Annotated in this window: 23 protein-coding genes, 1 other RNA gene and 2 other annotated features; of the genes, 3 read left to right on the plus strand and 21 right to left on the minus strand. The window is 43.1% G+C overall.

Annotated features, from left to right (window positions below; genetic code table 11):
• Positions 1 to 145 precede the first annotated feature (145 nt).
• Positions 146 to 391, plus strand: a complete 246-nt coding sequence (locus tag ERJ70_RS11835) for a KTSC domain-containing protein (protein ID WP_209365068.1) — start codon at positions 146 to 148, stop codon at positions 389 to 391.
• A gap of 460 nt (positions 392 to 851) precedes the next feature.
• Here ERJ70_RS11835 and greA read toward each other — a convergent pair whose 3' ends face one another.
• From greA to cymR, 15 genes are all read right to left on the minus strand, one after another.
• Complete coding sequence (greA, locus tag ERJ70_RS11840) at positions 852 to 1,328, minus strand: transcription elongation factor GreA (protein WP_074600934.1); 477 nt, start codon at positions 1,326 to 1,328, stop codon at positions 852 to 854.
• Between the two features lie 299 nt (positions 1,329 to 1,627).
• Positions 1,628 to 2,251, minus strand: coding sequence for a uridine kinase (gene udk, locus ERJ70_RS11845; RefSeq protein WP_209365069.1), 624 nt, complete (start codon positions 2,249 to 2,251; stop codon positions 1,628 to 1,630).
• Between the two features lie 24 nt (positions 2,252 to 2,275).
• On the minus strand, positions 2,276 to 2,911 hold the full coding sequence (locus tag ERJ70_RS11850; protein WP_209365070.1) for an O-methyltransferase: 636 nt from the start codon (positions 2,909 to 2,911) through the stop codon (positions 2,276 to 2,278).
• Between the two features lie 147 nt (positions 2,912 to 3,058).
• Positions 3,059 to 4,201: an endolytic transglycosylase MltG gene (gene mltG, locus ERJ70_RS11855; RefSeq protein WP_209365071.1), complete on the minus strand. Its 1,143-nt coding sequence runs from the start codon at positions 4,199 to 4,201 to the stop codon at positions 3,059 to 3,061.
• Positions 4,202 to 4,504: 303 nt separating this feature from the next.
• Complete coding sequence (locus ERJ70_RS11860) at positions 4,505 to 4,789, minus strand: DUF1292 domain-containing protein (protein ID WP_074600930.1); 285 nt, start codon at positions 4,787 to 4,789, stop codon at positions 4,505 to 4,507.
• 25 nt (positions 4,790 to 4,814) lie between these two features.
• On the minus strand, positions 4,815 to 5,231 hold the full coding sequence (ruvX, locus tag ERJ70_RS11865) for a Holliday junction resolvase RuvX (RefSeq protein WP_209365072.1): 417 nt from the start codon (positions 5,229 to 5,231) through the stop codon (positions 4,815 to 4,817).
• Between the two features lie 2 nt (positions 5,232 to 5,233).
• Positions 5,234 to 5,497 (minus strand): IreB family regulatory phosphoprotein, encoded by a 264-nt coding sequence (locus ERJ70_RS11870; protein ID WP_074600928.1) that lies wholly within the window; start codon positions 5,495 to 5,497, stop codon positions 5,234 to 5,236.
• A gap of 94 nt (positions 5,498 to 5,591) precedes the next feature.
• Positions 5,592 to 8,228 (minus strand): alanine--tRNA ligase, encoded by a 2,637-nt coding sequence (alaS, locus tag ERJ70_RS11875; RefSeq protein WP_209365073.1) that lies wholly within the window; start codon positions 8,226 to 8,228, stop codon positions 5,592 to 5,594.
• Between the two features lie 118 nt (positions 8,229 to 8,346).
• Positions 8,347 to 8,554: a binding site (T-box leader), on the minus strand.
• 66 nt (positions 8,555 to 8,620) lie between these two features.
• Complete coding sequence (locus tag ERJ70_RS11880) at positions 8,621 to 9,688, minus strand: AI-2E family transporter (protein ID WP_245207933.1); 1,068 nt, start codon at positions 9,686 to 9,688, stop codon at positions 8,621 to 8,623.
• A gap of 114 nt (positions 9,689 to 9,802) precedes the next feature.
• Positions 9,803 to 9,991 carry a YrzR-like zinc ribbon domain gene (locus ERJ70_RS11885; RefSeq protein WP_209365074.1) on the minus strand — a complete coding sequence of 63 codons (189 nt, stop codon included), beginning with the start codon at positions 9,989 to 9,991 and terminating at the stop codon, positions 9,803 to 9,805.
• Positions 9,992 to 10,062: 71 nt separating this feature from the next.
• Positions 10,063 to 12,381, minus strand: coding sequence for an SF1B family DNA helicase RecD2 (gene recD2 / locus ERJ70_RS11890; protein ID WP_209369342.1), 2,319 nt, complete (start codon positions 12,379 to 12,381; stop codon positions 10,063 to 10,065).
• A 21-nt stretch (positions 12,382 to 12,402) separates the two neighbouring features.
• Entirely contained in the window at positions 12,403 to 13,077 is a 675-nt protein-coding gene (locus ERJ70_RS11895) for a tetratricopeptide repeat protein (protein WP_209365075.1), read from the minus strand.
• A gap of 913 nt (positions 13,078 to 13,990) precedes the next feature.
• The gene (gene mnmA / locus ERJ70_RS11900; RefSeq protein WP_209365076.1) at positions 13,991 to 15,103 is read right to left on the minus strand and encodes a tRNA 2-thiouridine(34) synthase MnmA; all 1,113 of its coding nucleotides are present in this window, start codon (positions 15,101 to 15,103) and stop codon (positions 13,991 to 13,993) included.
• Positions 15,104 to 15,142: 39 nt separating this feature from the next.
• A complete protein-coding gene (locus ERJ70_RS11905) occupies positions 15,143 to 16,285 on the minus strand; it encodes a cysteine desulfurase family protein (RefSeq protein ID WP_209365077.1) in 1,143 nt (380 codons plus the stop codon).
• Between the two features lie 17 nt (positions 16,286 to 16,302).
• Positions 16,303 to 16,722 (minus strand): cysteine metabolism transcriptional regulator CymR, encoded by a 420-nt coding sequence (cymR, locus tag ERJ70_RS11910; RefSeq protein WP_209365078.1) that lies wholly within the window; start codon positions 16,720 to 16,722, stop codon positions 16,303 to 16,305.
• Between the two features lie 407 nt (positions 16,723 to 17,129).
• Here cymR and ERJ70_RS11915 point away from each other — a divergent pair, with 407 nt between their 5' ends.
• Positions 17,130 to 18,419 (plus strand): replication-associated recombination protein A, encoded by a 1,290-nt coding sequence (locus ERJ70_RS11915; RefSeq protein ID WP_209365079.1) that lies wholly within the window; start codon positions 17,130 to 17,132, stop codon positions 18,417 to 18,419.
• A 508-nt stretch (positions 18,420 to 18,927) separates the two neighbouring features.
• Positions 18,928 to 19,605, plus strand: coding sequence for an RsfA family transcriptional regulator (locus ERJ70_RS11920; protein ID WP_209365080.1), 678 nt, complete (start codon positions 18,928 to 18,930; stop codon positions 19,603 to 19,605).
• Positions 19,606 to 19,676: 71 nt separating this feature from the next.
• Here ERJ70_RS11920 and ssrS read toward each other — a convergent pair.
• From ssrS to ERJ70_RS11950, 6 genes are all read right to left on the minus strand, one after another.
• A non-coding RNA gene (gene ssrS / locus ERJ70_RS11925) (6S RNA) lies at positions 19,677 to 19,869 on the minus strand.
• Between the two features lie 118 nt (positions 19,870 to 19,987).
• A complete protein-coding gene (aspS, locus tag ERJ70_RS11930) occupies positions 19,988 to 21,766 on the minus strand; it encodes an aspartate--tRNA ligase (RefSeq protein WP_209365081.1) in 1,779 nt (592 codons plus the stop codon).
• Between the two features lies 1 nt (position 21,767).
• The gene (hisS, locus tag ERJ70_RS11935; protein WP_209365082.1) at positions 21,768 to 23,048 is read right to left on the minus strand and encodes a histidine--tRNA ligase; all 1,281 of its coding nucleotides are present in this window, start codon (positions 23,046 to 23,048) and stop codon (positions 21,768 to 21,770) included.
• Positions 23,049 to 23,583: 535 nt separating this feature from the next.
• Positions 23,584 to 23,804 (minus strand) — a binding site (T-box leader).
• A 49-nt stretch (positions 23,805 to 23,853) separates the two neighbouring features.
• Complete coding sequence (locus ERJ70_RS11940; protein ID WP_209365083.1) at positions 23,854 to 24,030, minus strand: hypothetical protein; 177 nt, start codon at positions 24,028 to 24,030, stop codon at positions 23,854 to 23,856.
• 193 nt (positions 24,031 to 24,223) lie between these two features.
• Positions 24,224 to 24,673 carry a D-aminoacyl-tRNA deacylase gene (gene dtd, locus ERJ70_RS11945; RefSeq protein WP_209365084.1) on the minus strand — a complete coding sequence of 150 codons (450 nt, stop codon included), beginning with the start codon at positions 24,671 to 24,673 and terminating at the stop codon, positions 24,224 to 24,226.
• A 14-nt stretch (positions 24,674 to 24,687) separates the two neighbouring features.
• The gene (locus ERJ70_RS11950; protein WP_209365085.1) at positions 24,688 to 26,892 is read right to left on the minus strand and encodes a RelA/SpoT family protein; all 2,205 of its coding nucleotides are present in this window, start codon (positions 26,890 to 26,892) and stop codon (positions 24,688 to 24,690) included.
• Positions 26,893 to 26,994 lie beyond the last annotated feature (102 nt).

A 26,994-nucleotide genomic window follows, 5' to 3' on the forward strand; every position in this document is an offset into this window, starting at 1 on the left:
TATGGTATTTTGAATTGGACAAAATCATTCTAACCTTCACTCAAGATTATTTTTGTCGAACTTCTTCTACTTTTGGCATATAGGAAGGAGTCCGTGCATAAACATCTAACTAATAAAACAGCGAGTTCAGAAGGGGATGATGCTATTGAAAATTACCAAGTTCGATCAGCAGCTATGGGGGATAACCACCTTCAATGAAGTCGGTTATGATAAAGAACAGAATCTGTTTTCCATTTTCTTTTTAGATGGCACAGAGGTTCAATTTGCTGAAGTGGAAGAGTTGGTCGTCTTCGAGTTCCTGATTTCCCTGAAAAAGGAGGATTTTATCAGAAAAGTGTTTCTTCCCTACTATCCTTGCAAGCAAAGAAAAGAACTTTCAGAATTGAGGTGAACAAGTTCTTGAAAAGGATATGGACTCCAATCTCAACGATTACCTAACAATAACAAAATCAAAGGACTGTCCAAAATATTCATCAGCATAGAAAACTGCTGATGATTTTTTTGAATAGGAAGTATGAAAAGTATTTAGTTGATTATGGATATATTAAAGTGTTCTGATCTCTGAATGATGGATGCAGTTATAGTGAAACAGTATTCAATTAAGGAAATGCGAAGCCCCCTACAAGTTAAAGAAAGCGTTGGAGTGCCGCTTATTGCCATATAGAGGGTTGACTTAAGACCTCGAGGGCTGGACGTGGCTGTTTCAGACAATAATGATCCACAGACAGTTAAATTTATAATTTCCTATACAACCAAGAAAAACCGAACGAGTTCGAATGGGTAGAATCGAATCATCGTTCGGTCTTTACTTTGTCAATTATGGTTTTGTCTCTGTCACACTATCCTATTCCTTATTCAACGCTAAGAATTTCAACTTCCATATCCCCGCCCGGTGTCGGCACGGTCACCTTTTCGCCTATTTCACGTCCTATCAGTGATTTTGCGATTGGTGAATCGTTCGAAATTTTCCCTTCGAACGGATCCGCTTCCGCACTACCGACAATTTGATAACTTTCTTCGTCACCGTCAGGAAGTTCTTTAAACGTAACTGATTTCCCTAAATTCACCACGTTTGGATTATCATTATCATTTTCGATGATGACTGCATTCCGAATCATGTTTTCCACCGTAGCGATACGGGATTCTACGAAAGCCTGCTCATCCTTGGCAGCATCATATTCAGAGTTCTCGGAAAGATCGCCGAACCCTCTGGCTATTTTTATTCTTTCTACAACTTCTTGTCTTTTTTCCGTTTTAAGGTATTCCAGTTCATCTTCTAATTTCTGCTTACCCTCATTGGTCATGTAAAAACTTTTTTCTGCAGCCATTTGACACACTCCTTTGATTCCAACAATAATATCATATTCCCGATTATTCCAGGTCTTCTTTTAGTATATATAGTTTATCTAGTATACAACAAAAACATGATAAATTAAATCGGTGAAGTTTTGCATTGCTGGTCACCAGATTGGTAATCGGGGCGGGAAAAGAACCTTGTCCTTGTATAAAAATGAGCAGCACAATTGTGCGCTCAAGTTCATGTTCCCGTTTTCAGTTTTGACTATATCCAATACTATGGCAGATTTTATCTAATTTTTCAATAGTTTTTACTTAAAGGCGGAAAAATTTACCGGTTCAGAATGGTTTGTATTTTAGTTGCCATCAAATCAATGGCTACATGGTTTTGTCCACCCTCAGGGATAATGATATCCGCATATCGTTTTGTCGGTTCGACAAACTGCAGATGCATGGGCCGGACTACATTGATGTATTGATCAATAACAGAATCGATCGTACGCCCACGTTCCTTGATATCCCGAAGCAGCCGTCTGATAATCCGTACATCTGCATCCGTATCAACAAACACTTTGATGTCCATTAAATCAAGCAGGCGTTGATCTTCCAGAATCAAAATCCCTTCTAAAATAATGACATCTTTAGGTTCGACACGCACCACTTCCTCCGAACGGGTGTGACGAGTATAGTCGTAAACAGGTTTGTTGACAGGTTTTTGTGCCAACAGTGTTTTTACATGTTCTATCAATAAATCATTATCAAAGGCCAATGGATGATCATAATTGGTACTCAAGCGTTCTTCATATGGAAGGTGACCTTGATCTTTATAATAATAATCCTGTTCTATGACTAAAATGGTCTTATCTGTAAACCGCTGGCTGATTGACCTGGTTACAGAGGTTTTTCCAGATCCGCTGCCCCCGGCAACGCCAATAACTACGGGTTTGTTGGACATACTACCTAGCTCTCCTTTTTCCTTTCATCTTCTAACACTGACAGCGATCCCGTCACCAACCGGAATAATGGTCGTATAAAAGTCGGGGTGGTGAACAAGCCATTCATTATAACTGCGCACTTTTCCTGCAAGTTTGTTAAGCCTGTCTTTTCGATCGGATTCAGCAGCCACCAATCCTCTGAACAGGACATTATCGGAAACGATGACCGCATCCTGGTTCAACTGCTTGGTATAGGTTTCGAAAAAACGTTGATACTGACCTTTGGCTGCGTCAATAAACAACATATCATAGAGTCCATAATTGTTTACCTGCCCTGCTACTTCCAATGCATCTCCCAATATTACCTGGATTTGGTTTTGTTTATCCTGAGCTTTGATATTATTTATCGCTTCCTGATAGCGCTGTTCATCTCTTTCAATTGTCAGAATCTGTGCAGCAGGATAAGCTTCCAGCATTCTGAGTGCAGAATAACCGATAGCCGTCCCGATTTCGAGGATTTTTGCAGGCTTATGAATGCGGATCAATTGCATCAAAAAATGGATGCCTAGCGGTTCCATTATCGGTATGCGATGCTCTTGCGCATATGCTTCAAGTTCTGCAGCCCATTTTGGTACGGCTGGGACAGTCCTCGTTAAGTATTGTTCTAACTGATCGTCCACTTTTGCAACCTCCGTCAATTTCTTATGTCAAAAGTCCGCTTGTTTTTACAAGTGGATTGTTCTTACTTGGGCTTTACAAGACCTTTGAACAATTTTTACAACCATATTATTTTAACACAAAAAAAGCAGGGAATGCGAATTTTTCCTTCACTCCCCTGCTGCATCCCTGTGTAAATATTTTTGCGTTAACTGCTGATGTTCTTCAAATGTTTCCGAGTAATAAATTGTCCCGTCTTCTGCCGCCACAAAATACATATAGCTAGTGTCCTCTGGATTGAGAACGGACTGTAAGGAATTCTCTCCGAAGTTTGAAATTGGTCCTACCGGGAGTCCGGATACTTGATAGGTATTATAAGGCGACTCAACCTCAAGATCTTCGAACAACACCCTTGATTTATGCTCGCCCAAGGCATAAAGCACAGTCGGATCGGTCTGAAGTCTCATATCTTCAGCCATCCGGTTGAAAAACACTCCGGCTATCATCTTTCGATCTTTTTCTGTTCGCGCCTCTTTTTCAACCAGAGATGCCATTGTCAGTGCTTCGTGAACCGATTCTATCGTGTCATTCGCCGAAATGGAATCCAAATATGGCGTCAAAACATTTTCTGTCTTTCGCAGCATTTTGTCGATAATCTTTTCCGGTGTAGGATTTTCTACATAATAATCATAGGTAGCGGCAAATAAGTAGCCTTCCAGTGGATGCCTGATTTCCGGATCCAATATCTCCTCCGATAATATCATTGGATGCTGAGCTATCAGATTTTCTAAGTATTCGACGTCTTCTGTTTTGGCAATAAATGCTTCCGGATCAATGCCTGCTTTTTCAGCATAAATAGAGGCTATTTCTTCAATTGTTTTTCCTTCCGGAATGGTGATTGTCAGAATAGGATCCTTGACCAGTGTACCCGTCTGCAATGACTCCACAATCTGGTCAAAGCTCATCGACGGCGAGAACTCATACTCTCCCGCTTGAAACTCTGCCACATTATTGAATTTAATATAAAAACGGAATACAAGGCTGTTGCTTATAATGCCATTTTCTTCTAAAATTCCAGCAATTTGGGAAGTAGAAGAACCTAAAGGTATTTCTACATCTGTGGTCGTGTCATCATCCGGATCTACTGGTTCCATGGCAGACTTGACGTATAAATATCCGGCAATGGAGCCGATTATCATGATCAATAGTAAACAGGACAGGATAACAGCGACGATTTTCCTGACAGTGCTTGCTTCTTCTATTCGCTGTTTCCAACTTACGGAAAACTTTGTCTCTTTATCAGAAGTAGACATACGAAACCCCCTTCACCGGATTTATTATACTACAAACATCGACAACATTTCTAATTATTATGTAATTTACTCAAGTTTTCCGGTTAAACCCCGCCATCCCGTTAAAGCATAAAAAGCCTGACCCAGTGTATATTACCACAAAGGGGGTAGGCGCTGGAGCTGGACGTGGCTGGTTCAGCCAATAATGATCCACAGACAGTTAATTTTATCATTTCCTATACAATCACAATCAAAAAAAGCCTATTACCGGCAAAGACCGATAATAAGCTTTTCATTCATCATAAAAACATCATAAAAAGAAATTTATTCAGTTTCTTCATCCGTCAGGGTATTAAGCATTTCCTCGACCATTTCCCATTCTTCCTCTGATTCAATTTGAAACAATGACAAGTCATCTTCATCCTGAGACTTTTCCTCATAGCGGAAGGCAAATACCTCGACTTCATCATCGTCTTTCTGTTCAGCGGGAACGACAGCAATATACGAGTTGCCTGTCTGGTCTACATCAAAAGTGAACAGCACTTCAAATAAATGCTCTTCTCCATTCTCGTCTGGAATGATGATTCTTTCTTTTTCTTCTAATGCCATTTCTGCACCTCCGTAAGTTATTCGTTCATTTGTTTGCGTCCAGGTAACCTTGCAAAATCATGACCGCAGCCATTTTATCAATTACCTTTTTACGTTTTTTTCGGCTCATATCGGCTTCTAAGAGAACCCGCTCCGCAGCCATGGTAGTCAACCTTTCATCCCATAAAACCGTCCGGAGTGAAAAACGATCCTCGAGGTATTTGGCAAATGCTTGAGAAGCTTCGCCCCGTTCCCCGATTGTTCCGTTCATATTTTTAGGCAAGCCGACTACTGCCTCTTCAATATTATATTCCGAGATTATTCTTTCTATTTCGGATTCGGCTGTCGAATAATCCTTTTCATCCCATTTAATGGTCGTGATACCTTGCGCAGTCCAGCCTAGAGCATCACTGACAGCAACCCCGATTGTTTTTTCACCAACATCAAAGCCAATCTTTTTCATTATTACTCCTTATGGTTATTTAAATAGGACTTGACCAGTTCTTCAATCAACTCATCCCGCTCTATTTTTCTGATTAGGTTCCTTGCATCCTTATGCCGGGGAATATACGCCGGATCACCAGACAACAAATACCCGACGATCTGGTTGATTGGATTGTAACCTTTTTCCCGTAAAGCTTCATGCACGGTTAAGAGCACTTCTTTCACATTTTTTTCGAATGGTTCTTCGGGAAAGTTAAATTTCATTGTTTTGTCCATAGATCCCATTAGTTTACCCCCGTTTTTCAAATTTTAACGTTAACTGACAAACGTCCACAATTCGTTACTCCCTATTATATACCTAAACCGTCTTCAAGAAAAACTAGGAATTTTCCCTGATAAATGTTTCGGCATATTGAAGTGCCTCTGGGAGCTGGTCCGGATTTTTGCCTCCCGCCTGCGCCATATCGGGACGACCACCACCGCCGCCACCGCAACGTTGTGCCGTTTCTTTGATCAGTTTTCCTGCATGATAACCTTGTTCAACAAGGTCCTTCGAAACTCCTGCCGCGAGCTGGACTTTTCCGTTGGAAACCGAGCCTAACAGAATAATGCCGGAGCCGACTTTTTGCTTGAGTTCGTCTACCATATTGCGCAGCTGGTTCATGTCCTGGACATCCACCTGCCGGGCAAGAAGTTTCACCCCGTCAACTTCTTGAAGATGATCCAGTATAGAAGATGCTTCCAAATTAGAAAGCTTGGCACTTAACGATTCCTTTTCTCTTTGGAGTTCTTTCATCTCATTGAATAGGACGTCGATTCGATCCGGCACACTCTCCGGACTTGTCTTCAGCATATCAGCTGCATTCCTTAGCAAAGTCTGTCTGTCGTTTAAATACTGATAAGCTGCCTTCCCAGTGCTTGCTTCGATCCTGCGCGTTCCAGCGCCAATTCCGGACTCAGCTGTTACCTTGAACAAACCGATTTCTGCAGTGTTGACGACATGGCAGCCTCCACATAATTCAATGCTGTAATCGCCGACCTGGACTACACGTACGATATCGCCGTACTTTTCTCCGAATAAGGCCATAGCTCCCATCTTCTTGGCTTCATCAATTGGATGATAATCAATTGCAACGGGTACAGATGCCCATATTTTTTCATTGACAAGTTGTTCCACACGGTCCAATTCCTCTCTCGAGATAGACCCGAAATGGGAGAAGTCAAACCGAAGCCGGTCTGCAGTTACCAAGGATCCAGCTTGGTTGACATGTTCTCCCAATACATCTTTTAATGCCTGATGAAGCAAGTGTGTAGCTGTATGGTTTTTGACAATTTCCGAACGGGATTGTTGGTCAACTCTAGCCTTTACCCGTTCCCCTTTTTGCAATCGTCCTTCCTGTACCAGGACACGGTGCAGGTTCTGTCCCTGCGGGGCTTTCTGAACATCTTCTACCGAGAGTGTAGCATGATCGGTATGAATCCAGCCTTTGTCAGCAACCTGCCCGCCGCTTTCAGCATAAAATGGCGTTTCTTTCAAGAAAAGGTAAGCCTCTTCCCCTGCTTCCACGGTATCGACCAGCTCTTTGTCTTTGATAATCTCCAAAACGGTGGTTTCCGCTTCCAGCTCTTCATAACCGATAAACGTGCTTTCCGCTTCCACTTCTCCGGCAACGCCTTCTTGGACATGCATGGAATCAACCTTTTGCCTGGCTTGACGCGCCCTTTCCCGCTGTTTGTTCATTTCCTGCTCAAAGCCTTCCTCATCAATGGTAAAACCCGCTTCGCTTATATATTCATCAGTGAGTTCCTTCGGAAAACCATAGGTATCATACAAACGGAATACCTCTTCACCAGGAAAGACATTACTGCCCTTTTGTTTTTCGTTTTCCATGATTTCCGATAAAATTGCCAAACCTTCGCTAAGGGTTTCGTGGAACCGTTCCTCTTCTGTCTTTACCACGTTCTCAATAAAGGACTTTTTATTCTGTACTTCTTCATAAAATTCTCCCATGATATCACTGACCGAATCCACCAGCTGGTACATGAAAGGCCGGTTGATTCCAATCTGCTTGGCATAACGGACTGCCCGCCGCAAGAGTCTTCTCAACACATAGCCGCGTCCTTCATTCGAAGGAAGCGCACCGTCACTGACTGCAAACGTAACCGTTCGGATATGGTCGGCAATTACTTTGAATGCTATGTCGCCTGCTTCCGTTTCGCCATAGTTGACGCCGGCCAGTTGTTCGGCACGTTGTATCAGCGGCATGAACAAGTCGGTTTCAAAATTAGTCGGCGTATCCTGGATGACACATACCATCCGTTCCAGCCCCATTCCAGTATCGATGTTTTTCTTAGGGAGCGGGGTATAAGTGTGATCGGGATTATGATTGAATTGAGAAAAAACCAAATTCCATATTTCCAGATAACGCTCGTTTTCTCCACCTGGGTACAGCTCCGGATCACTTGCGTCCTTCCCGTATTTTTCGCCGCGATCATAGAATATTTCCGTGTTCGGTCCGCTTGGTCCCTCGCCGATATCCCAAAAATTTTCTTCCAGGCGAATAATCCTTTCTTCCGGAAGTCCAATTTTGTCCCGCCAAATTTGAAAGGCTTCATCATCTTCCGGGTGGACGGTTACAGAAAGTCTTTCTTTTTCAAAACCGATCCAATCGTCACTGGTGAGAAACTCCCAAGCCCACTCAATCGCTTCTTCTTTAAAATAATCACCAATCGAGAAGTTCCCCAGCATCTCAAAGAAGGTGTGGTGCCGTGCGGTCTTCCCTACATTTTCAATATCATTTGTCCGGATCGCTTTTTGGGCATTGACCAATCGGGGATTATCCGGAATGACTCTTCCATCAAAGTACTTTTTTAACGTTGCTACACCACTGTTGATCCAAAGCAGTGTCGGATCTTCTTTCGGCACTAAAGAGGCACTTGGTTCTACACGGTGCCCTTTCTCCTTAAAGAAATCTAAGTACATTTGCCGAACTTCTGCTGAAGTTAAATGCTTCATAGGTTTATACCTCCATTGACTTTGACTTATTTTACAAAGGATTGCTTACTAACTTCGTTCTCCCCCAAACAGGATAGACTTTCCGATAAAACAAAAAAAGCCCCCGTTCCTGCCTGAAAGCAGGGACGAGAGCTCTGTTCGCGGTACCACCCTGATTATGGATACAACGATCCATCACCTCTAGTTGCTTGTAACGGTGCAGGCCGGCGGAGATGAATCCGCACTCAGATCTAGCTTCCATGGTCCTGTCCGGGAATTTTTTCAGCCTGGAAATTCCTCTCTGATCGGGTGGATCACCATGTACTCGGGATCATCAACGTATTATAGCATTCCTTCTATTGTCCTTCGTCTACTTGTATCAAAAGTATAAAAAAGATTCTTTCTTATGTCAATCAATCCGCCGCACGAAAACGATGGATATGAAACAGAATTACTTTTAAAATGGTAAGTAGCGGGACTGCCAGTATCATTCCGATAATTCCGCCAACTTCTCCCCCGGCAAGTAAAGCAAATATTATTAAAATCGGATGAATATCGATGCTTTTGCCGACAATGAACGGGGAAAGTAGATTCCCTTCGATAATCTGTACGATAAACACGGCGATCACTACATAAACGACCATTTTATACGAGATAGTAAAAGCAATTACTACTGCCGGAATAGCTCCCAGAATCGGACCAAAGTAGGGAATAATATTTGTCACTCCCATGATCACTGCCAAGAGAAGTGGATATCGCATGCCGATCAGCCACAAAAAACCATAGGTGGTCAAACTAACAAACAGGCAGACAAGCAACTGCCCCCTAATATAATTTCCAAGACTCTTATCTATTTCAAGGCAAAGCTTCCGCCCGTCGTCCCGATATTTCTCCGGAGTCAGCCCGCTGACTACTTTCCTGATCAAATCAAAATCTTTCAGCATATAAAAAACAAGTACGGGAATCACCGCTGCCAGTATGATGATATCCATTAGTTTGGCTGCCTGTTCAACTACACTAGTAAGTAAATGACCGATAAATTCTTCCACCCGGTAAAAAAGAAGATCCATCCGGTCATGTACGGATTCTGGTAAGTAAGCTGTACGTTCATACAATCCATAGATCGCACTGCGGTATTGCTCCATAAACGCAGGCAAATTGGCGTTCAAATCCCGGAGCTGATGGAGCAGTACGGGAAAAGCTTTGTAAAGAAGATAACCTGAAAGACCAAAAAACACGATATAAATACCGATAATGGCAAACCAACGGGGAAAATTACATTGATGAAGCTTTTCAATTACAGGATGCAGCAAATAAGCAATCAATGCCGAGATAATGAAAGGAGTCAATATATGGAGAAGTACAGTCAAAACCGTCTGATATAGTGGCAGCAGCCTCCATAACAAATACATAAATAAAAATGCCAATATTCCGGCTGAAATCCAGTATAAAAAGCGGATAGATTTATTAGGATGGAACAAACATACTCCTCCTTCCCGGTAAACAAACTTGACGATTTGAACCCCAAACGTCTCGATTTAGTTTTCCCAGGAAAGAAGATTTTATCAATCCATGTTGGGCGCTGCTAATACATTCTACCAACTTGCTTTTCTTTCATCCTCGCTAAAAAGGTCATTCAACGAACTCAAAGAACCATCCTGCTCAACCTGATGCAGATCAAGTACTTCTCCCAATAGAGACAGCTCGATAAAACAATTCCAGCAATAAAATTGCTGGTTTCCTATTTTCCCAATGTTTTTACTTTTACAGTTCGGGCAATGCATCCAGGACCCTCCTTGCCAAATCGTAAGTTGTCCTAAAGCATGCCCGATTTATGCTGTTTTATACATAAAATCTATAGAAAATCGTAAGGCGAAAGTTCTTCTTCCTCCTCCTGGTCCGGGTGAGGTATATTCTCCATGAGTTCCCGAAGCTGTTCTTCTAATGAAGTAAACCGGCGATTCGTATCCTGTTCATTGACTCCTTGAATAAATGCCTGTTTATTGCCACACAAAATCAATGATTTCTTACATCTTGTGACAGCGGTGTATAGTAAGTTCTTACGTAGCATTCTTCGATATCCTTGGATAACCGGAATGATGACAATCGGAAATTCGCTGCCCTGCGACTTGTGTATGGAAGTGCAGTAAGCATGCATAATATTGGTTAAATCTTTCCGTTCATATACTACTTCTTTTTCTTCAAAGGCTACCACAACTTCTTCAGCCTGACCGCTTCCCTCGTCTTCCTCGAAAATCGCCGATATTTCTCCGATATCTCCATTAAACACACCATCTTCCGGCTGATTGACCAATTGGATTACTTTGTCGCCGGTCCGGAACGTGATATCCTTTGTACGAATTTCCCTGCGTTGATTTGTTTTCGGATTGATCAATTTTTGAATTTCTTCATTGATACGATGAATGCCCGCTTTGGAACGATACATCGGTGCAAGCACTTGCAGATCTCGAAGATCGACCCCTTTGTCGTGTGCGCGTTTCACAATTTGAATAATCACATCGACCACTTGATATTCCGGACATTCAATAAAATTAAAATCCGTTTCCTGCTGAAGGGAGTCAGTCCTGCACTGATTATTTTTTATTTCATGAGCAAGCTGAATAATCTTCGAGCCTTCTTTCTGCCGGTATACTTCGTTGAGTTGTACATAGGGGACAAGACCGCTTTTAAGTAAATCGGCCAATACCTGACCTGGCCCTACAGACGGTAGTTGATCTTCGTCACCGACAATGAGTACTTGCATATTATTTGGAATTGCTTTGAACAATTGATGTGCCAGCCAGATATCCACCATGGAAAATTCGTCTATGACCAGCAGCTTTCCTTCCAACTGATTATCTTCATCTTTTTCAAAGGTTTCATGCCCATTCCAGCCTAGCAGCCGATGAATCGTCACAGCCGGAAGACCGGTAGACTCTTTCATGCGCTTAGCGGCCCTTCCGGTTGGAGCGGTCAATATAAATGGATAAGTTGCATCACTGTCGTAATCATCGGGATCGAGTGATAAACCGTGAATCTCTGCATAAGCATTGATAATTCCTTTAATGACCGTTGTCTTTCCGGTACCCGGCCCACCTGTCAACACCATCAATTTGGAACCAATCGATTTTTCAATCGCCTGATATTGTTCCTTACCGTAACTGAGAGACTCTTCTTCCTCAATCCTTCCGACGATTTTTAGCAGCTCCGCATCTGCCGGCTGTTCAGAGATTTTTTGTTTGAAAATACGGTCGATACTTGTACAAAAGCCGCTTTCTGAATAATATAGCGATGGCAAGTAAACCCTCGAGTCCACTACAATTATCTTTTTCCGCTTATTCAACTCTGCAATCTGAGAAGTGATTGTTTCCGGCTCTATCTGATACTCCTCTCCATGCAACAATTCATCAACGGCTTCCAAATGGTTTTCCAATGGCAGATAAACATGTCCCTCCTGAATACTTTGCTGCAATGTATAAATGCAGGCAGCTTGAATCCGACTGGGATGATCCATCGGAATGTGATTTTGTCGGGCAACTTCGTCAGCTCGTTGAAATCCGAAGCCTTCTATGTCAAAAACATACTGGTATGGATCCTGCTCAAGGATGGTAATGGCCTCGTCTTTATAGGCTTGATAAATTTTTTGTGCCATTTTCAATCCGAATCCATAGTTGGATAAATGGACGACAATATGTTCAAACCCCTGGTGTTCGGCCAGATCCTTTGAAAGCTGTTCCGCTTTTTCTTGCGCTAGGCCTGGAATCGAATCCAATACACCAGGGTCCTGCAATATCTTGCTGACCGCCGTTTCCCCTAATTCTTTGACAATTCGCTGTGCTGTTTTTTTACCGATTCCGTAAAACAGGTCACTGGATAGGTAAGCGACCAATCCATCTTCCGTTTCTGGAACGAACCGTTTAAATTGGTTCACCTCGTATTGCAGACCGAATTTTTTATGATGTTCAAAAGTACCGTAAAAAACGTAGGTTTCTCCTTCATTTAGGCGGGAAAAGTACCCTTTTACAACCATGTCTTTTTCTTTGAAAGACTCATTGGTCTCTAGAACCTTGATTCTGGCAATGGAAAAGTGCTCCTCCTCATTGATAAATATATGATGGATGAGCTCTCCTTTCACATAACTATTCTGTTGCGACTGTCGGTTTTTATCTTCCATTGCCATCTTGATTGCCCCTTTTTACTGTTCCTGGTTATCCTGGTTCAGCATATCGTCAATACTCTTTTTCCCGTTTGAAGCAAGCAGGTGATCCGGCTGGTATTGCAGTGCTTTGTTAAAATACTCGTAAGCTCGGTCGACATCTTCCTCATATAAAAAGCTAACGCCGATATTGTAGTACGCATCACTGTGTTCTTTGTCAAGTTCCAGCACTTTGAAAAAGGTTTGTTGCGCCAGCTGAATTTGATTCGTTTGTGCTAAAGCGAGTCCATACTGGAATAAAGCTGACTCATCTTTCGGGTTCAGCTCAATGGCCCGCTGAAAATAAGGCAGTGAAAGCTTTTGGTGGTCCTGATGCTGCAAGGACATCGCCAGCATCATGTAGACATCCCCTTCTTCAAGCCCTGTGTTGATTGCCTTTTGAAAGTGTTGTTGAGCGGTTGGATAGTCCTCTTGATCAAAGGCAGCATTTCCCAGTCCAAAGTAAGCTGTAGCGGCATTAGAATCGAGTTCGATCGCTTTCTGATAAAATTTTTCTGCCCGCTGATAGTCATTCATATGGAGCAATAAGTTGCCAAAGTTAATGAAACCTACTGGATCTTCTGGGTTTTCCTCGATCGCTTCATTGAACAAGCGTGCTGCTTCCTGAAGATCCTGTTCCTGCATTTTCTCTATCCCTTTACTGATTTTGTCCATCTTTTCACCTCAATTTATTTTCAGCCGTCTTAAATCCTACTGTTACTATACATTCTTACAAGTTTTTCATTGTTTTTTTTAAACAGTCAACACTCTCAGCTTTTCTTCAGCTATATAAACAAAACACATGCGCTCTTGATTTAGGACGAAGAAAAGCGTTTTTTGCATCACTTGTTTTTGTCCCAGTTGATAGAAACTGCGCAGTAACTTCCTTTGTAGTCCTTGGGCCTTTTTATAGTAGTGGTGTAGTCCAGCGAAGGAAATACCCTGCGCTTTCCTCCCGCAGGAGTCTTCGGGTATTTCCTTCGCTGGGAACAGCTTCCTGTTTCTAAACGAATGTACGAGACATTTTTCTCTTGCATCACTTGGTCCTGCATGTAGCTAGAAAAACAAGCAAAAAGTCCAAGACAAGGAGAAAAGAAGGAACCCCAACTGTTTTCTAGGAAGAAAAGCACGCGTTTCCTGACAGGCGTTGTTAAGAAGTCTTGTTGGCTCTAAAGGGTAAAGGTTGTACGCTAGCGATAATCAGCATGCTCTTAGCGAAGGGAGCATACGCAGACTCCAACGGGAAAAAGCGCGAGCTGAAGATCCACTTGGTAAAGCGGTTTTTCTTTACCAAGTTAGCTGAAGCCGTGCCCGCGGAAAGCGAAGTATGCTACCGAAGCGGTGGTTACCACTCTTTTTGAATAGGCAATGAAACTTCCAATCACAGTTACTGCGCAATTTATATGTTTTGTGTACATTACGCTCTTCAGAAGAAAATACTTTAAAACAAATCATTTGGCGAGCAGCAAAAAGCACAGCTTAATTACTCTTACTTCTAGTCTAATGAAAATCGATTGGCACGCCAACCCCTTGATTGAACTTTGAAAAACCCCTTGTCACATTGGACAAGGGGTTGCAGTATATACAATCAGCCAACATAGTCTAGGTATTTCTCATCTTTGAAGACTTCGTCAATTGTTCCTCCGCCTAAACAAACGTCCCCGTCATAAAAAACGACCGCCTGACCTGGAGTGATTGCACGCTGTGCTTCATGAAATTCCACACGTACCTTATCATCGCCAAGAGGTCTGACCGTTACTTTACTATCTTGTTGACGATAACGGAATTTTGCAGTGCATTCCATCGGACCGCTCAATCTTTCTTCATTTATCCAATTCAAATCGGTAGCTATCAACCCGTCAGAGTACAACCGGTGGTTATGAAATCCTTGTTCCACGTAAAGAATATTTTCTTCCAGGTTTTTCCCAACAACAAACCATGGATCCCCGGAACCACCAATCCCAAGACCCTGCCTTTGACCGATTGTGTAATACATCAGCCCTTCATGTCTGCCTTTTTCCACTCCGTTCAAGGTTTTCATTTTACCAGGCTGTGCCGGCAGGTATTCGCTTAAAAATTCCTTGAAATTTCGTTCACCGATAAAACAGATACCTGTGCTGTCCTTTTTATGCGCAGTCGCCAAATCGTGTTCAGCCGCGATTCTGCGTACTTCTTTCTTCGGCAAGTGCCCCAAAGGAAACATGACTTTGGAAAGGACCGATTGAGAAAGTTGATTCAAGAAATAGGTTTGGTCTTTGTTATCGTCGACTCCGCGGAGCATTTGGTATTCTCCATCCACTTCACGGACTTGAGCATAGTGTCCTGTCGCAAGATAATCTGCACCTAATGACAAAGCATGGTCAAGAAAGGCCTTGAATTTTATCTCCTTATTACACATAACGTCTGGATTTGGCGTCCGTCCAGCTTTATATTCATCCAAAAAATAGGTGAACACTTTGTCCCAGTATTGTTTTTCGAAATTCACCGCATAATAAGGTATTTCCAATTGGTTGCACACTCTTACGACATCATCAAAATCTTCTGTAGCAGTACATACGCCGTTTTCGTCAGTATCATCCCAATTCTTCATAAAAATACCGACAACATCATAGCCTTGTTGTTTTAGAAGCAAGGCTGCCACGGAGGAATCGACACCTCCGCTCATCCCGACGACCACTCTTGTATCTTTTTTATCCTTCATGCTGTTCACCGCCTTGTTCATTATTTGCTCTTTCTTTAACTATTGCGCCAGCCGATTGACAATGGAAGCGACACGTTCAGCGGCCTCTTCCACATTTTCTTTGCTATTGGCAAGCCCGAAGCTGAATCGTATCGAGTTAGTCGTACGGTCATCTCCTTTTCCGAACATTGCCGACAATACATGAGAAGGCTCAATCGAACCAGCTGTGCAGGCGCTGCCGCTGGAAGCCGCAACACCTGATAAATCGAAGTTCGTGAGAAGAGCCTCAACGTTTGTACCAGGAAAGCTAATGTTGACAATTGCAGGAACCGTTTCCGTTTCCATCCCGTTTATAATAAACCGAACATTTTCTTGTTTCAGTTTTTGCAGAAAAATCTGTTTGAATTCTCCGTATTCGCGCTGCCGTTCCGCACGTTTTTCCACAGCCAATTCAACTGCCCGCTGGAATCCTTTTATGCCGGAAACATTTTCCGTTCCGGGCCTGCGTTTCCTTTCCTGCTGTCCTCCGTATTGCAAGGCTGCAATCTGGACACCCTCTCTCATGTAAAGAAATCCACCAGCCTTTGGTCCGTTGATTTTGTGGGAAGAAGCAGTCAGCAAATCAACATTCCATTCGTCGACATTAATATCCAGGAGACCGTATGCCTGCACAGCATCTGTATGGAAATAAGCAGGATGATCCTTCAAAACTCCGCCAATCTCTTTCATTGGCTGTATCATTCCTGTTTCATTATTTACAGCCATAATCGATACTAAAATGGTATCTTCTCTCAATACAGACTCCAGCTCGTCCACCGATACTTTTCCTTCCGGTCCGACAGGGAGATAGGTAATTTCAAAACCCTGTTTTTCCAAGTATTCGGCAGCATGGAGAGTGGCATGGTGTTCGATTTGTGTAGTGATTACATGCATACCGCGTTCTCGATTTGCCAGAGCGGTTCCGACAACGGCGAGATTATCTGCTTCCGTCCCACCGCTCGTAAACACAATCTCTTTTTCATTTGCATGTATACTCCCAGCTATTACGCGGCGTGCTTCATCGATTACCTGTCTTGCCTTTCGACCAAAATGATGTACACTGGAAGGATTACCGAACACTTCCTGCAATACCGGCAGCATGGCTTTTGTCACTTCCGGATGCACCGGTGTCGTCGCTGCATGATCTAAATAAATTGGTTCCATTTTTATCCTCCCTTCTCTCAAATATAAAACATATAGGCTTCCTGGCTGTCATCATCACCGTGCTTTCGCAAATCATCAAGGGTAGTCGTATCCAGTACATTTTTCACAGCATCCCTGACACGTAACCACAAGGCCTGTTTAGCAGGTTCTTCATCCTCTATCCCTTCTACAGGAGTGATAGGTCCCTCTAATACTCGAATGATATCACCAGCGGTAATCTCGTTCGGCTGTTTAGCCAGAATATATCCTCCATAGGCTCCCCGTACACTCTTTACCAAACAGGCATTCCGCAGCGGGGCTGCCAACTGTTCTAAGTAATGTTCAGACAGTTCGTTCTCCTTGGCAATCGTCTTCAATGATACCGGACCATTACCGAAATTTTTCGCTAACTCTATCATAATCGTCAAGCCATATCGGCCCTTGGTCGAGATTTTCATTCCCCTCACCTCTTCATGCATAACTCTCTATCAGCGGAAAGCTTTTATTGACTTAGTTTTGCTTGACTCCGTTTTTTGATACATCAAGCTGTGATTCCATTTTCTGAATAACCGCTGATTTGTCCGTTTTCTATTGGGAAACACCTAGTTTAAACAGGTGTCTCAAGTATATTTAAACGTTCTTCTAATAAAGAGATCGAGACTTCCTTTTCCCTCAACCCTTTATCTCCTTGTTATAATTGTATCATTAGCCAAAAGCTATTATAGCATGAATAGCAAGTTTCTTGCATTTTATCAAGGTTATCATTACGCTTGAAAATAGTTATTTTATAGACATTATCAGGTTACGTCAAGCTATATACTCACAGAGCGATAATTGGACTCTTCATTAAACAGGGGGAATAATAATGAGAAGCAAAGAACCATTGGCTTATCGGATGCGTCCAAAAACAATCGATGAAGTCGTCGGTCAGGAAAATGTGATTGGAAAACAGACAAAACTCTACCAAATGCTGATGAACGGCTACGTACCATCCATGCTTCTATATGGAGATCCAGGTATCGGTAAGACGGCCATTGCCCATGCAATCGCCGGTACAGTAAACATGCCGTTCACCACCTTGAATGCGACTACTGCCGGAAAAAAAGATGTAGAAATCGTCATCGAAAAAGCGAAAATGGAAGGAAACACCATCCTGTTTCTCGATGAAATTCATCGCTTTAACAAAGCACAGCAAGATTACTTGCTCCCACATGTGGAAAAAGGATTAATCATCTTGATCGGTGCCACAACCGAAAATCCCTATCACGATGTCAATCCCGCTATCAGAAGCAGATGCGGACAGATCAAACAGCTGGAAAGGCTTGACAGCAAAGATATTGAGAAACTGCTTCGGAACGCGCTGGCAGATGAAGATAGAGGCTTCGGAAACCTCCCTATCACTGCTGATGAGAAAGTGATTCAGCGAATTGCGGAAGGGACCAACGGAGATGCAAGGAAAGCGTTGAATGTTCTGGAAGCAGTTGTCTATGCTTCCGGTAAACAAGAGGAAGAAATCGTGCTCGAAGAACAAACGGTGGAAGAATTTATCGACAAGGCAGGTGTGTTTGGCGATAAAAAAGGTTCTAATTTTTATAACTTGTTGTCAAGTCTGCAAAAAAGTATTCGCGGCAGTGATGTAAATGCCGGTTTATATTATTTGGCCCATTTACTGGAAAGCGGAGACTTGACTGCAGTCAATCGCCGTCTGCTTGTGATTGCTTATGAAGACATTGGACTGGCAAACAAAGATGTCGGGAGTCGTGTTCTGGCAGCAGTGGAGGCAAGTGAACGCCTTGGTATGCCTGAGGCAAGGATTCCTTTATCGGTCGCTGTTGTCGATATGTGTCTGTCTACGAAATCCAATTCCGCCTACAAAGCCCTTGATATGGCAATAAATGATATTCGGAAAGGGAAAGTCGGGGAGATTCCTCTACATTTGCGTGATACCCATTATAAAGGTGCTAAGGATTTGGGGCATGAAGGATACTTATACCCACACAATTATCCTGTCGGTTCATTCGGCGGCTGGGTTAATCAAGATTATCTTCCTGAAAAATTAAAAGACAGACAGTATTATCATCCCGTTGAAGCTGGAGAGGAACGAAGAATGGCGGAAATCTACAGGAAATTAAAAGATTTCAAAAAACAAAAATAGACGCTGTCATCCCTTCCCCAATTTCTTCCTAAGAGAGAGCATTAAGAAGAAAAGCACTATCAGCACAAGCAGAATATATAGAATCCTATTGGACCATCATATATCAGAAAACACTGGCGGCTGGGTTTGCCGTGTTCAGTGAAATCCGTAGTGGACTTCCTCGATCCAAGGGGAAAGGAGTCTGATCAAGAACATCCTTTGCTAGCCATGCTTATAGGAAGCGAATTGTTCTGCCGAGGCGAGTCCGGGCGACAATCTGGTCATAGTGGCAGAAAAAAACGGATTTTCCCTGTATCGCAATTGTTTAAACTGTAAAAATCTTTAAACCAACGGATCTGGAATAAGAGACATATAATATGTTAGCAGCAAATTCAAGTAAAAACAGCTAGCATTTCCAGAATAAAAAAGACAAAGTATTACATTCCTGCGTATAAAAACAATAGAAACGGCAAAGATAGATATAAAAATTGCAAACTATTTCTATGAATTTATTGAAGGAGTGAATACTTTGGTTAAAGTTAGACAAGACGCTTGGTCACATGAAGATGACTTGCTGTTGGCCGAAACAGTATTAAGACATATCAGAGAAGGCAGCACCCAATTGAATGCTTTTGAAGAAGTCGGGGATAAATTAAATAGAACCTCGGCTGCTTGCGGATTCCGCTGGAATGCCGAGGTAAGAAAGAAATATGAACAGGCTGTAGATATCGCAAAGCGACAACGAAAAGAGAAGAAACGCGCACTTGCCAAACAACAGAAAACCGTCCAAAAACCAGCTCCTGCCTTTTTGTCTGGTCCGGTAGAAGAAGTTAAGGAAACGGAAAATGAACAATTCTATTTACCTGATCAAGTAGCGGAAGAGGAAAACGCGGCGTCTATCAATTTGGATATGGTTATTGACTATTTAACTTCATTAAAACAGGGTTATCATGATTCCAGGAAGTCCCAATTGGATGTTAAGGCCTTAACAGATGATAATGAATCTCTTAAAGAAGAAAACCACCAGCTTAAGAAACAGCTGGGAGACACAAAAGAGCAGCTGCAGGCAATTCAGGAAGATTACCAAGTACTGATTCAAATCATGGATCGTGCCCGTAAAATGGTGGTGTTCGATGATCAGGAAAGTCTGTCTGCGTCTGCTTTCAAAATGGACAAGAACGGCAACTTGGAACATATGGCCAGATAACCAGTTACTAAGATAATAATGCAAAAAACCTTAAGGATATAAACATCCTTAAGGTTTTTCATTATGTACGCTTCAATCCCGATTGTGCCGTCCCCTTGATAGTTTTGAACCCGCTCTCGGCAGGTGGGTGCCCTGTTCTATGTTTTATGCTTCCTCTCATCAGACATTCCAATGAGGCTTGCACGCCGCATAGAAACCGCAGGCTCCCGTTCAACTAAATGTTCGGTCAAAACGTATTGGATGAGACGAACACATCAGGATTGATAGCGGCCTCCATAAATGAGTGCCGCTTAAGTTATACTCAAATGATAGCACAGAAGTATCCGGCTTTCAAGAAGCTTACTCATGACGTTTCCATAACATTTGTTACATGTTTGCAATGTCAGGATTTTCGTTCAGGTTCTTTCCGTGTCAAATTCAATTCATCCAGCTGAGCTTGGCTTACACCACCCGGTGCTTCAGTAAGCAAGTCAGATGCTGAAGCTGTTTTAGGAAACAAGATCGTATCCCGCAAGTTTGTTCTGCCGGCTAGCAGCATGATAAAACGGTCGAAACCAAGTGCGATGCCCCCATGTGGTGGAGCTCCATGTTCCAACGCATCAAGCAGGAATCCGAACTGCTCCTCTGCCTCTTCCTGAGAAAATCCCAATACCTCAAACATTTTATTTTGCATTTCCCGCTGATAAATACGTAAAGAGCCGCCGCCCAGTTCATAACCATTAAGAACAAGATCATAGGCTTCCGCTTTTACTTCCTGTGGATGGGTATCCAGCTTGTCGATATCCTGCTGGACAGGCATTGTAAACGGATGATGAGCAGCAAAGTAACGCCCCAGTTCTTCGTCATATTCTAATAACGGCCAATCCGTAACCCAAAGGAAATGGAATAATGACTCATCAATCAACTTCCGTTCTTTCCCCAGCTTCAAACGAAGGGCACCAAGACTTTCGTGTACCACCGACACCTTATCGGCCACAAACAACAATAAATCGCCATCTTCTACTTCCAGCACTTGCATTAAATTTTCCGCTTCCTGTTCTGTCAAAAATTTAGCGATAGGACCTTTTAATTCGGTTCCTTGTCTTTTCAACCAGGCAAGACCTTTAGCTCCATAAATCTTTACGAACTCTGTCAGCTGGTCGATGTCTTTTCGGGAGTAATCTGGTGCTGCACCTTTAACATTCAGGGCACTGACTTTTCCGCCATTCTTCACTGCACTGCTGAAAACGCTAAACCCAGAGTCTTTCACTACTTCGGAAACAGTGACTAATTCCATCGCAAACCTTGTATCCGGTTTGTCTGAACCGAATCTTTCCATCGCTTCTTCGTAGCTCATTCGTGGGAAAGGCGTTTCAATATCCATAGCCTTCACCTGTTTCATTACCCTTTTCATCATTCGCTCAGCCATTGCCATGATTTCTTCACTCGACAAGAAAGAAGTCTCTATATCGATTTGGGTAAATTCAGGTTGCCGATCCGCACGTAGATCTTCGTCACGGAAACAGCGGGCAAATTGATAATACTTTTCAAATCCGGAAACCATTAGCAGTTGTTTAAATAACTGGGGCGACTGCGGAAGCGCATAAAAGTGACCCGGGTGCACCCTGCTCGGAACTAAATAATCACGAGCCCCTTCCGGCGTGCTTTTTGTCAGCATGGGAGTTTCCATTTCTAAATAATCTTCTTCATTTAAAAAACTTCGAATCGCTTGGGTTGTTTGATGCCGCAGCTTAAACGTATTTTGCATCGGTTCTCTTCTTAAGTCGATATAACGATACTTCAACCGCAAATCTTCAGATACATCCGTATCCCCTTCGATTTGGAAGGGAGGCGTCTTCGATGTATTCAAAATTTTGATACTTGTTACCGAGATTTCGATTTCACCGGTGGCCATTTTTTCATTGACGGTTGCGCTGTCTCTTTCGACCACCGTTCCTTCGATTTCTACAACATATTCACTTCTAACCCGTTCAGCGACCTCAAGTGCTTCCCGAGAAACGTCCGGATTGAAAACCACCTGCACAATGCCGGAGCGGTCTCTTAGATCGATAAAAATCAAACCACCCAAATCGCGGCGTTTTTGTACCCACCCTTTTAATGTCACTTGTTCATCGACTGATTCTCTTGAAAGCCTGCCTGCCATTTGTCTTGATTCTGCCATATTAGTTTCCTCCTTCCAACTCTTTCTTCATATAAGCAACCAATTGATGGAGCGAAACATCTTCCTGCTCCCCGGTATTCATATTTCGCACCGTAGCTGAATTATTTTGCAGTTCTTCTTCCCCAAGGATTACTACATACTTTGCTTTTAAGCGGTCCGCAGCTTTGAATTGTGCTTTGAATTTCCGCTGCTGGTAATCCTTATCTACTTGAACGCCAGCTTTTCTTAATTCATAAGTATAGTGGACTGCAGCCTTTTCAGCTTGGTCTCCAAGAGATACAAAAAAGCAATCGAGTCCATCGTCCACCGGCAATTCAATACCTTCGGCTTCCAAAGCCATCAAAAGTCGCTCCAGGCTCATTGCAAACCCGATACCGGGAGTTTCAGGACCACCTAGTTCTTCGACAAGTCCATTATAGCGGCCTCCGCCCGATAAAGTGGTAATAGAGCCAAACCCTTCGGCATTGCTCATGATTTCGAAAGCGGTATGGTTGTAGTAATCAAGTCCACGCACAAGATTAGGATCGATGACATAATCAATGCCCATGCTATCAAGATGGTTCCTTACTTGTGCAAAATATTGTTCGGATTCTTCATTTAAATATGTCAGGATTGAAGGAGCTGTTGCCATTGCTGGGTGATCTTTATCCTTTTTACAATCCAGAATCCGGAGAGGATTTTGTTCCAGCCGGACTTGGCAATCTGCACATAACTCCTCTTTATGCGGTGAAAAATGCTCAACCAGTGCTTCCCGGTGATTGTTACGGCTTTCTGCATCACCTAAGCTGTTAAGTACGAGCTTTAACGAACGGAGTCCCAATTCTTGATAGGCGCTCATAGCCAATGCGAGCACTTCCGCATCTACGGCCGGGTCAGCACTTCCCAAAGCCTCGATACCGAATTGAACAAATTGTCTCATTCTCCCTTGCTGGGGTCGCTCATAACGGAACATCGGTCCGAAATAAAACAGCTTGACCGGCTGATTGGCAATCCCATACAGCTTATGTTCGACAAAAGCCCGCACTGCCGACGCGGTTCCTTCAGGCCGCAAGGTCAAACTTCTGCCGCCCCTGTCTTCGAAGGTGTACATCTCCTTTTGTACAATATCCGTACTGTCTCCCACTCCCCGCTGGAATAATTCGGTGTGTTCGAACACAGGTGTGCGTATTTCTTTATAGTTAAATCGTCTGCACAAATCCGTCAACTTCTGTTCAACATATTGCCAGTTACCAGTCGTTTCTGGTAAAAGGTCCTGTGTGCCCCTCGGTGCCTTGATATTCATTTTCATACCCCCTGTTTCTTATGGTTATGTAGATTTCAGTTTCCTATCTTAATATGACTTTTGACGTTTTGGGTGCCCTGAATAATGCACGACCGCATTCGATGTTCTCTTAAAGAACAAAAGCGCAAGCGCCTTGCTCACCCCCGACAAGCTTAAGAACAGCCTCGGCGTGGCGCTTTTTGCCACACAGAGGGTGGGCTTAAGACCTCGAGGGGGTAGGCGCTGGAGCTGGACGTGGCTGGTTCAGCCAATAATTATCCACAGTCAGCTAAATTTATAATTTCCTATACTATAAAGAAAAGCGCAAGCGCCTATTTAAAGGAGTACAGGCTAAAACCGCCACGTCCTGTGGCAACGCCTGCATGACCCACATCGTTTGGGCCCCCGACAAGCTGAAGCAAAGCCTCGAAGCGGCGGCCTATTGCCACCCAGAGGACTTGCTTAAGACCTCGAGGGGGTAGGCGCTGGAGCTAGACATCTCTGAAATTTATACTTTCTTATCTTTTAAAAAAATAAACTCTCGTCCCTTTATGAAAAAAGGGACGAGAGTTTACCCGCGTTGCCACCCTGGTTGAAGCTGTTCTAACAGCTTCCACTTTCACAGTTAACGCCTGCAAAACGTTTGTATTTACTAACTTCAATACAAAACCTCCGGGACGTCTTTCAACAGATCATCATGTAGAAGTGCTCTCAACCTGCGGCACTTCCTCTCTGTTCACGTGTAATTCTGCCTACTTTTCCCTTCCATGGTTGTTCGGTCCATATTAAGAATTGTTTATAATCATAATGTTTGCCGCTTCTCTTGTCAAGCACGGTTCAATTTTTCTTTCAGTTTTTTCACATCACCAAGTGAGATACCGAGATCTTCAGCAATTTCAATCCTGTTCAACTGCCCTTCAATTTCCATAAAGCGGTGAAAGTCTGCTCCAAAAATGCTCGGTCCTGCTGACTGCATATCCGATTGCTTTTGGTTGTACCGCATCGACAGTAGTCCTCCTTATTGATTGGATTTCTTAACGACTAGCCAAGCGAAACTAACGCTGTTCCCTTTTCTATTCTAAGTATGCCCAAGTCAATCGACGACTATGCCATCCTGAAAAGCGTGTTGTTCAGGAATCAGTCTGGGTTGCTTTCTTTCAAACCACTTCTGCTTTCACGGAAATCGTTGCATCTCTTTATCGGCGGTCCGAGCTGTCCAATAGCAAGGTTACAGGGCCATCGTTTATTAGATGGACCTGCATATCTGCCCCAAATGTTCCTGTTTCAACGTTGATGCCGGATTCCTCTATAAACTGATTGAATACCTCATACAGCTGTTTAGCGGGGCCCGGCTTTGCTGCGTGCATGAAGTTTGGCCGCCGTCCCTTCCTGGTATCCGCGTACAAAGTGAATTGAGAAATAGAAAGGACACTACCTCCGATGTCTTTTAAAGACAAATTCATCTTTTCCTGACCATCTTCAAAGATCCGGAGTGATACGATTTTATTCGCCAGATATTTGGCATCTTCTGTTGTATCCTCATGGCCGACACCCAGTAAGACAACCAGCCCAGAATCTATTTTGCCTACCGTTCTTTCCTCTACCGTAACCCCGGCTTGTTTCGCTCGTTGAATGACAGCTTTCACCTTTCAAGCACTCCTTACTGCAGCATTCTTGTTACCGTGTATACATCTTTTATTTGCTTCAGCCTGTCCACTATCCTTCGAAGGTGACTGATATTGTGAATCAAGATGGTAATATGGATAAGGGCCACCTTATTGCGATCTGATTTACCATTGACTCCAATGATATTTGTTTTCGTTTCATTGACAGCTTGTAGTACTTCATTCAGTAATCCTCGACGATCGAACCCGGAGATTTCTAAATCTACATGATACTGTTTCGACAATGCCTCATTGTTTTCCCAATCAACCTCTAATATTCGGTCCTTTGCTTCTTCTGTCTGTATATTCGGGCAGTCGGTCCGATGAACGGAAACACCTCGGCCTTTTGTGATATAGCCGACAATATCGTCGCCCGGAACAGGGTTACAACATTTAGACAACCGGACTAGCAGATTGTCTACACCTGCCACCCGGACACCAGAATCTTTTTTTCGACCTTGTCCAGGTTTTACATCTGTTTTCGCCACGCCTTCCAACGTTTCAGCTAAATCCTGCGTTTTCAAATTTTGTTTTTTCTGTTTCTCCGTCAGACGTGTGGCGATTTGTGCAGCGGTGATTCCCTGGTATCCTACAGCCGCGTACATATCGTCCTCATTGCTGAAATTGAATTTCTCCGCAATTTTTTCAATATTCTCGGCAGTTAAAATATCTTTGGGCTCGAAGCCTGCTGCTTTCACTTCTTTTTCGACCAATTCTTTTCCTTTGACCACATTCTCATCTCGACGTTGTTTCTTGAAAAATTGCTTGATTTTGTTTTTCGCCTGTGACGTCTGCGTGATACTGAGCCAGTCTTGTGATGGTCCATAAGAGTGCTTCGAGGTCATCACCTCGACGATATCACCGGTATGCAGTCGGTAGTCAAGTGGCTCCATCTTCCCGTTCACTTTGGCACCGATTGTTTGGTTGCCGACTTCTGTATGGATTTTATAGGCAAAATCCAGAGGTACAGAACCAGATGGAAGCTCAATGACATCTCCTTTTGGTGTAAAGACATACACCATATCAGAAAACAAATCGACTTTCAACGACTCCATGAATTCTTCTGCATCATGTGTTTCATTTTGCCATTCCAATATTTCCCGGAACCAGCTCAACTTGGCTTCTGAATCCTCTTGATTCTTTTCAAGCTGCTTTCCTTCTTTGTACGCCCAATGAGCGGCAATTCCGAATTCGGCAATCTCATGCATATCCTTTGTCCGGATTTGGACTTCCAAGGGTGCTCCTTTCGGCCCAATCACGGTTGTATGCAAGGATTGATAGAGATTTGGTTTCGGCATCGCGATATAATCTTTGAAACGTCCCGGCATCGGTTTCCAGCAGGTATGGATGATTCCCAATACAGCATAACAGTCCTTAATACTGTCGACGATTATCCGTACAGCCAGTAAATCATAGATTTCATTAAACTGTTTGTTCTGCAAGGCCATCTTTTTATAGATACTATATAAGTGCTTCGGCCGTCCGGAAAAATCTGCTTTAATATGGACTTCATCTAGCTGCTTTTGCACTTCCTGCATGACTTCTTCAATGTAGTTTTCGCGTTCCTCGCGCTTTTGTTTCATTAAATGCACGATTCGGTAGTACTGTTGGGGATTTAAATATCTTAATGCCGTGTCTTCTAATTCCCACTTGATGGTGGAAATACCAAGACGATGCGCCAAAGGAGAAAATATTTCCAGTGTCTCATTTGAAATCCGCCTCTGCTTCTCAGGCGGCAAATGCTTTAGCGTTCGCATGTTGTGGAGTCGGTCCGCTAGTTTAATCAAGATAACCCGAATATCTTTGGCCATGGCAACAAACATTTTACGATGATTTTCTGCCTGCTGGGCCTCTTTGGATTTATATTTAATTTTCCCAAGCTTGGTAACGCCATCCACAAGCATTGCAACCTCATCATTAAAAGCTTCTGCAAGCTGCTCTACCGTTACATCGGTATCTTCGACAACATCATGCAAGAAGCCGCCGGCAATCGTCTCTGGATCCAATTCCAAATGGACGAGAATACCCGCTACTTGGACAGGATGAATAATATACGCTTCCCCAGATCGCCGATACTGGCCTTCATGAGCCTTTTCAGCATAATTGTAAGCTTCTCTGATAAAGGATATATCTTTTTCGGGAAGATAGGTACCGGCTTGCTCCATGACATCTTCTGCTGTCAAAATTTTATCTTTCGACATGTAATCACCTTGATTTCTTTTACTATTGAACACTGGAATGGACAATGAGTTGGGAATAAAAATCTAACATATTAAAAACGGCAGATCGCCTGAATCAAGTAA

Origin of the sequence: Sediminibacillus dalangtanensis (assembly GCF_017792025.1) — a bacterium.
In the GTDB taxonomy this organism is placed as follows: domain Bacteria; phylum Bacillota; class Bacilli; order Bacillales; family Amphibacillaceae; genus Sediminibacillus; species Sediminibacillus dalangtanensis.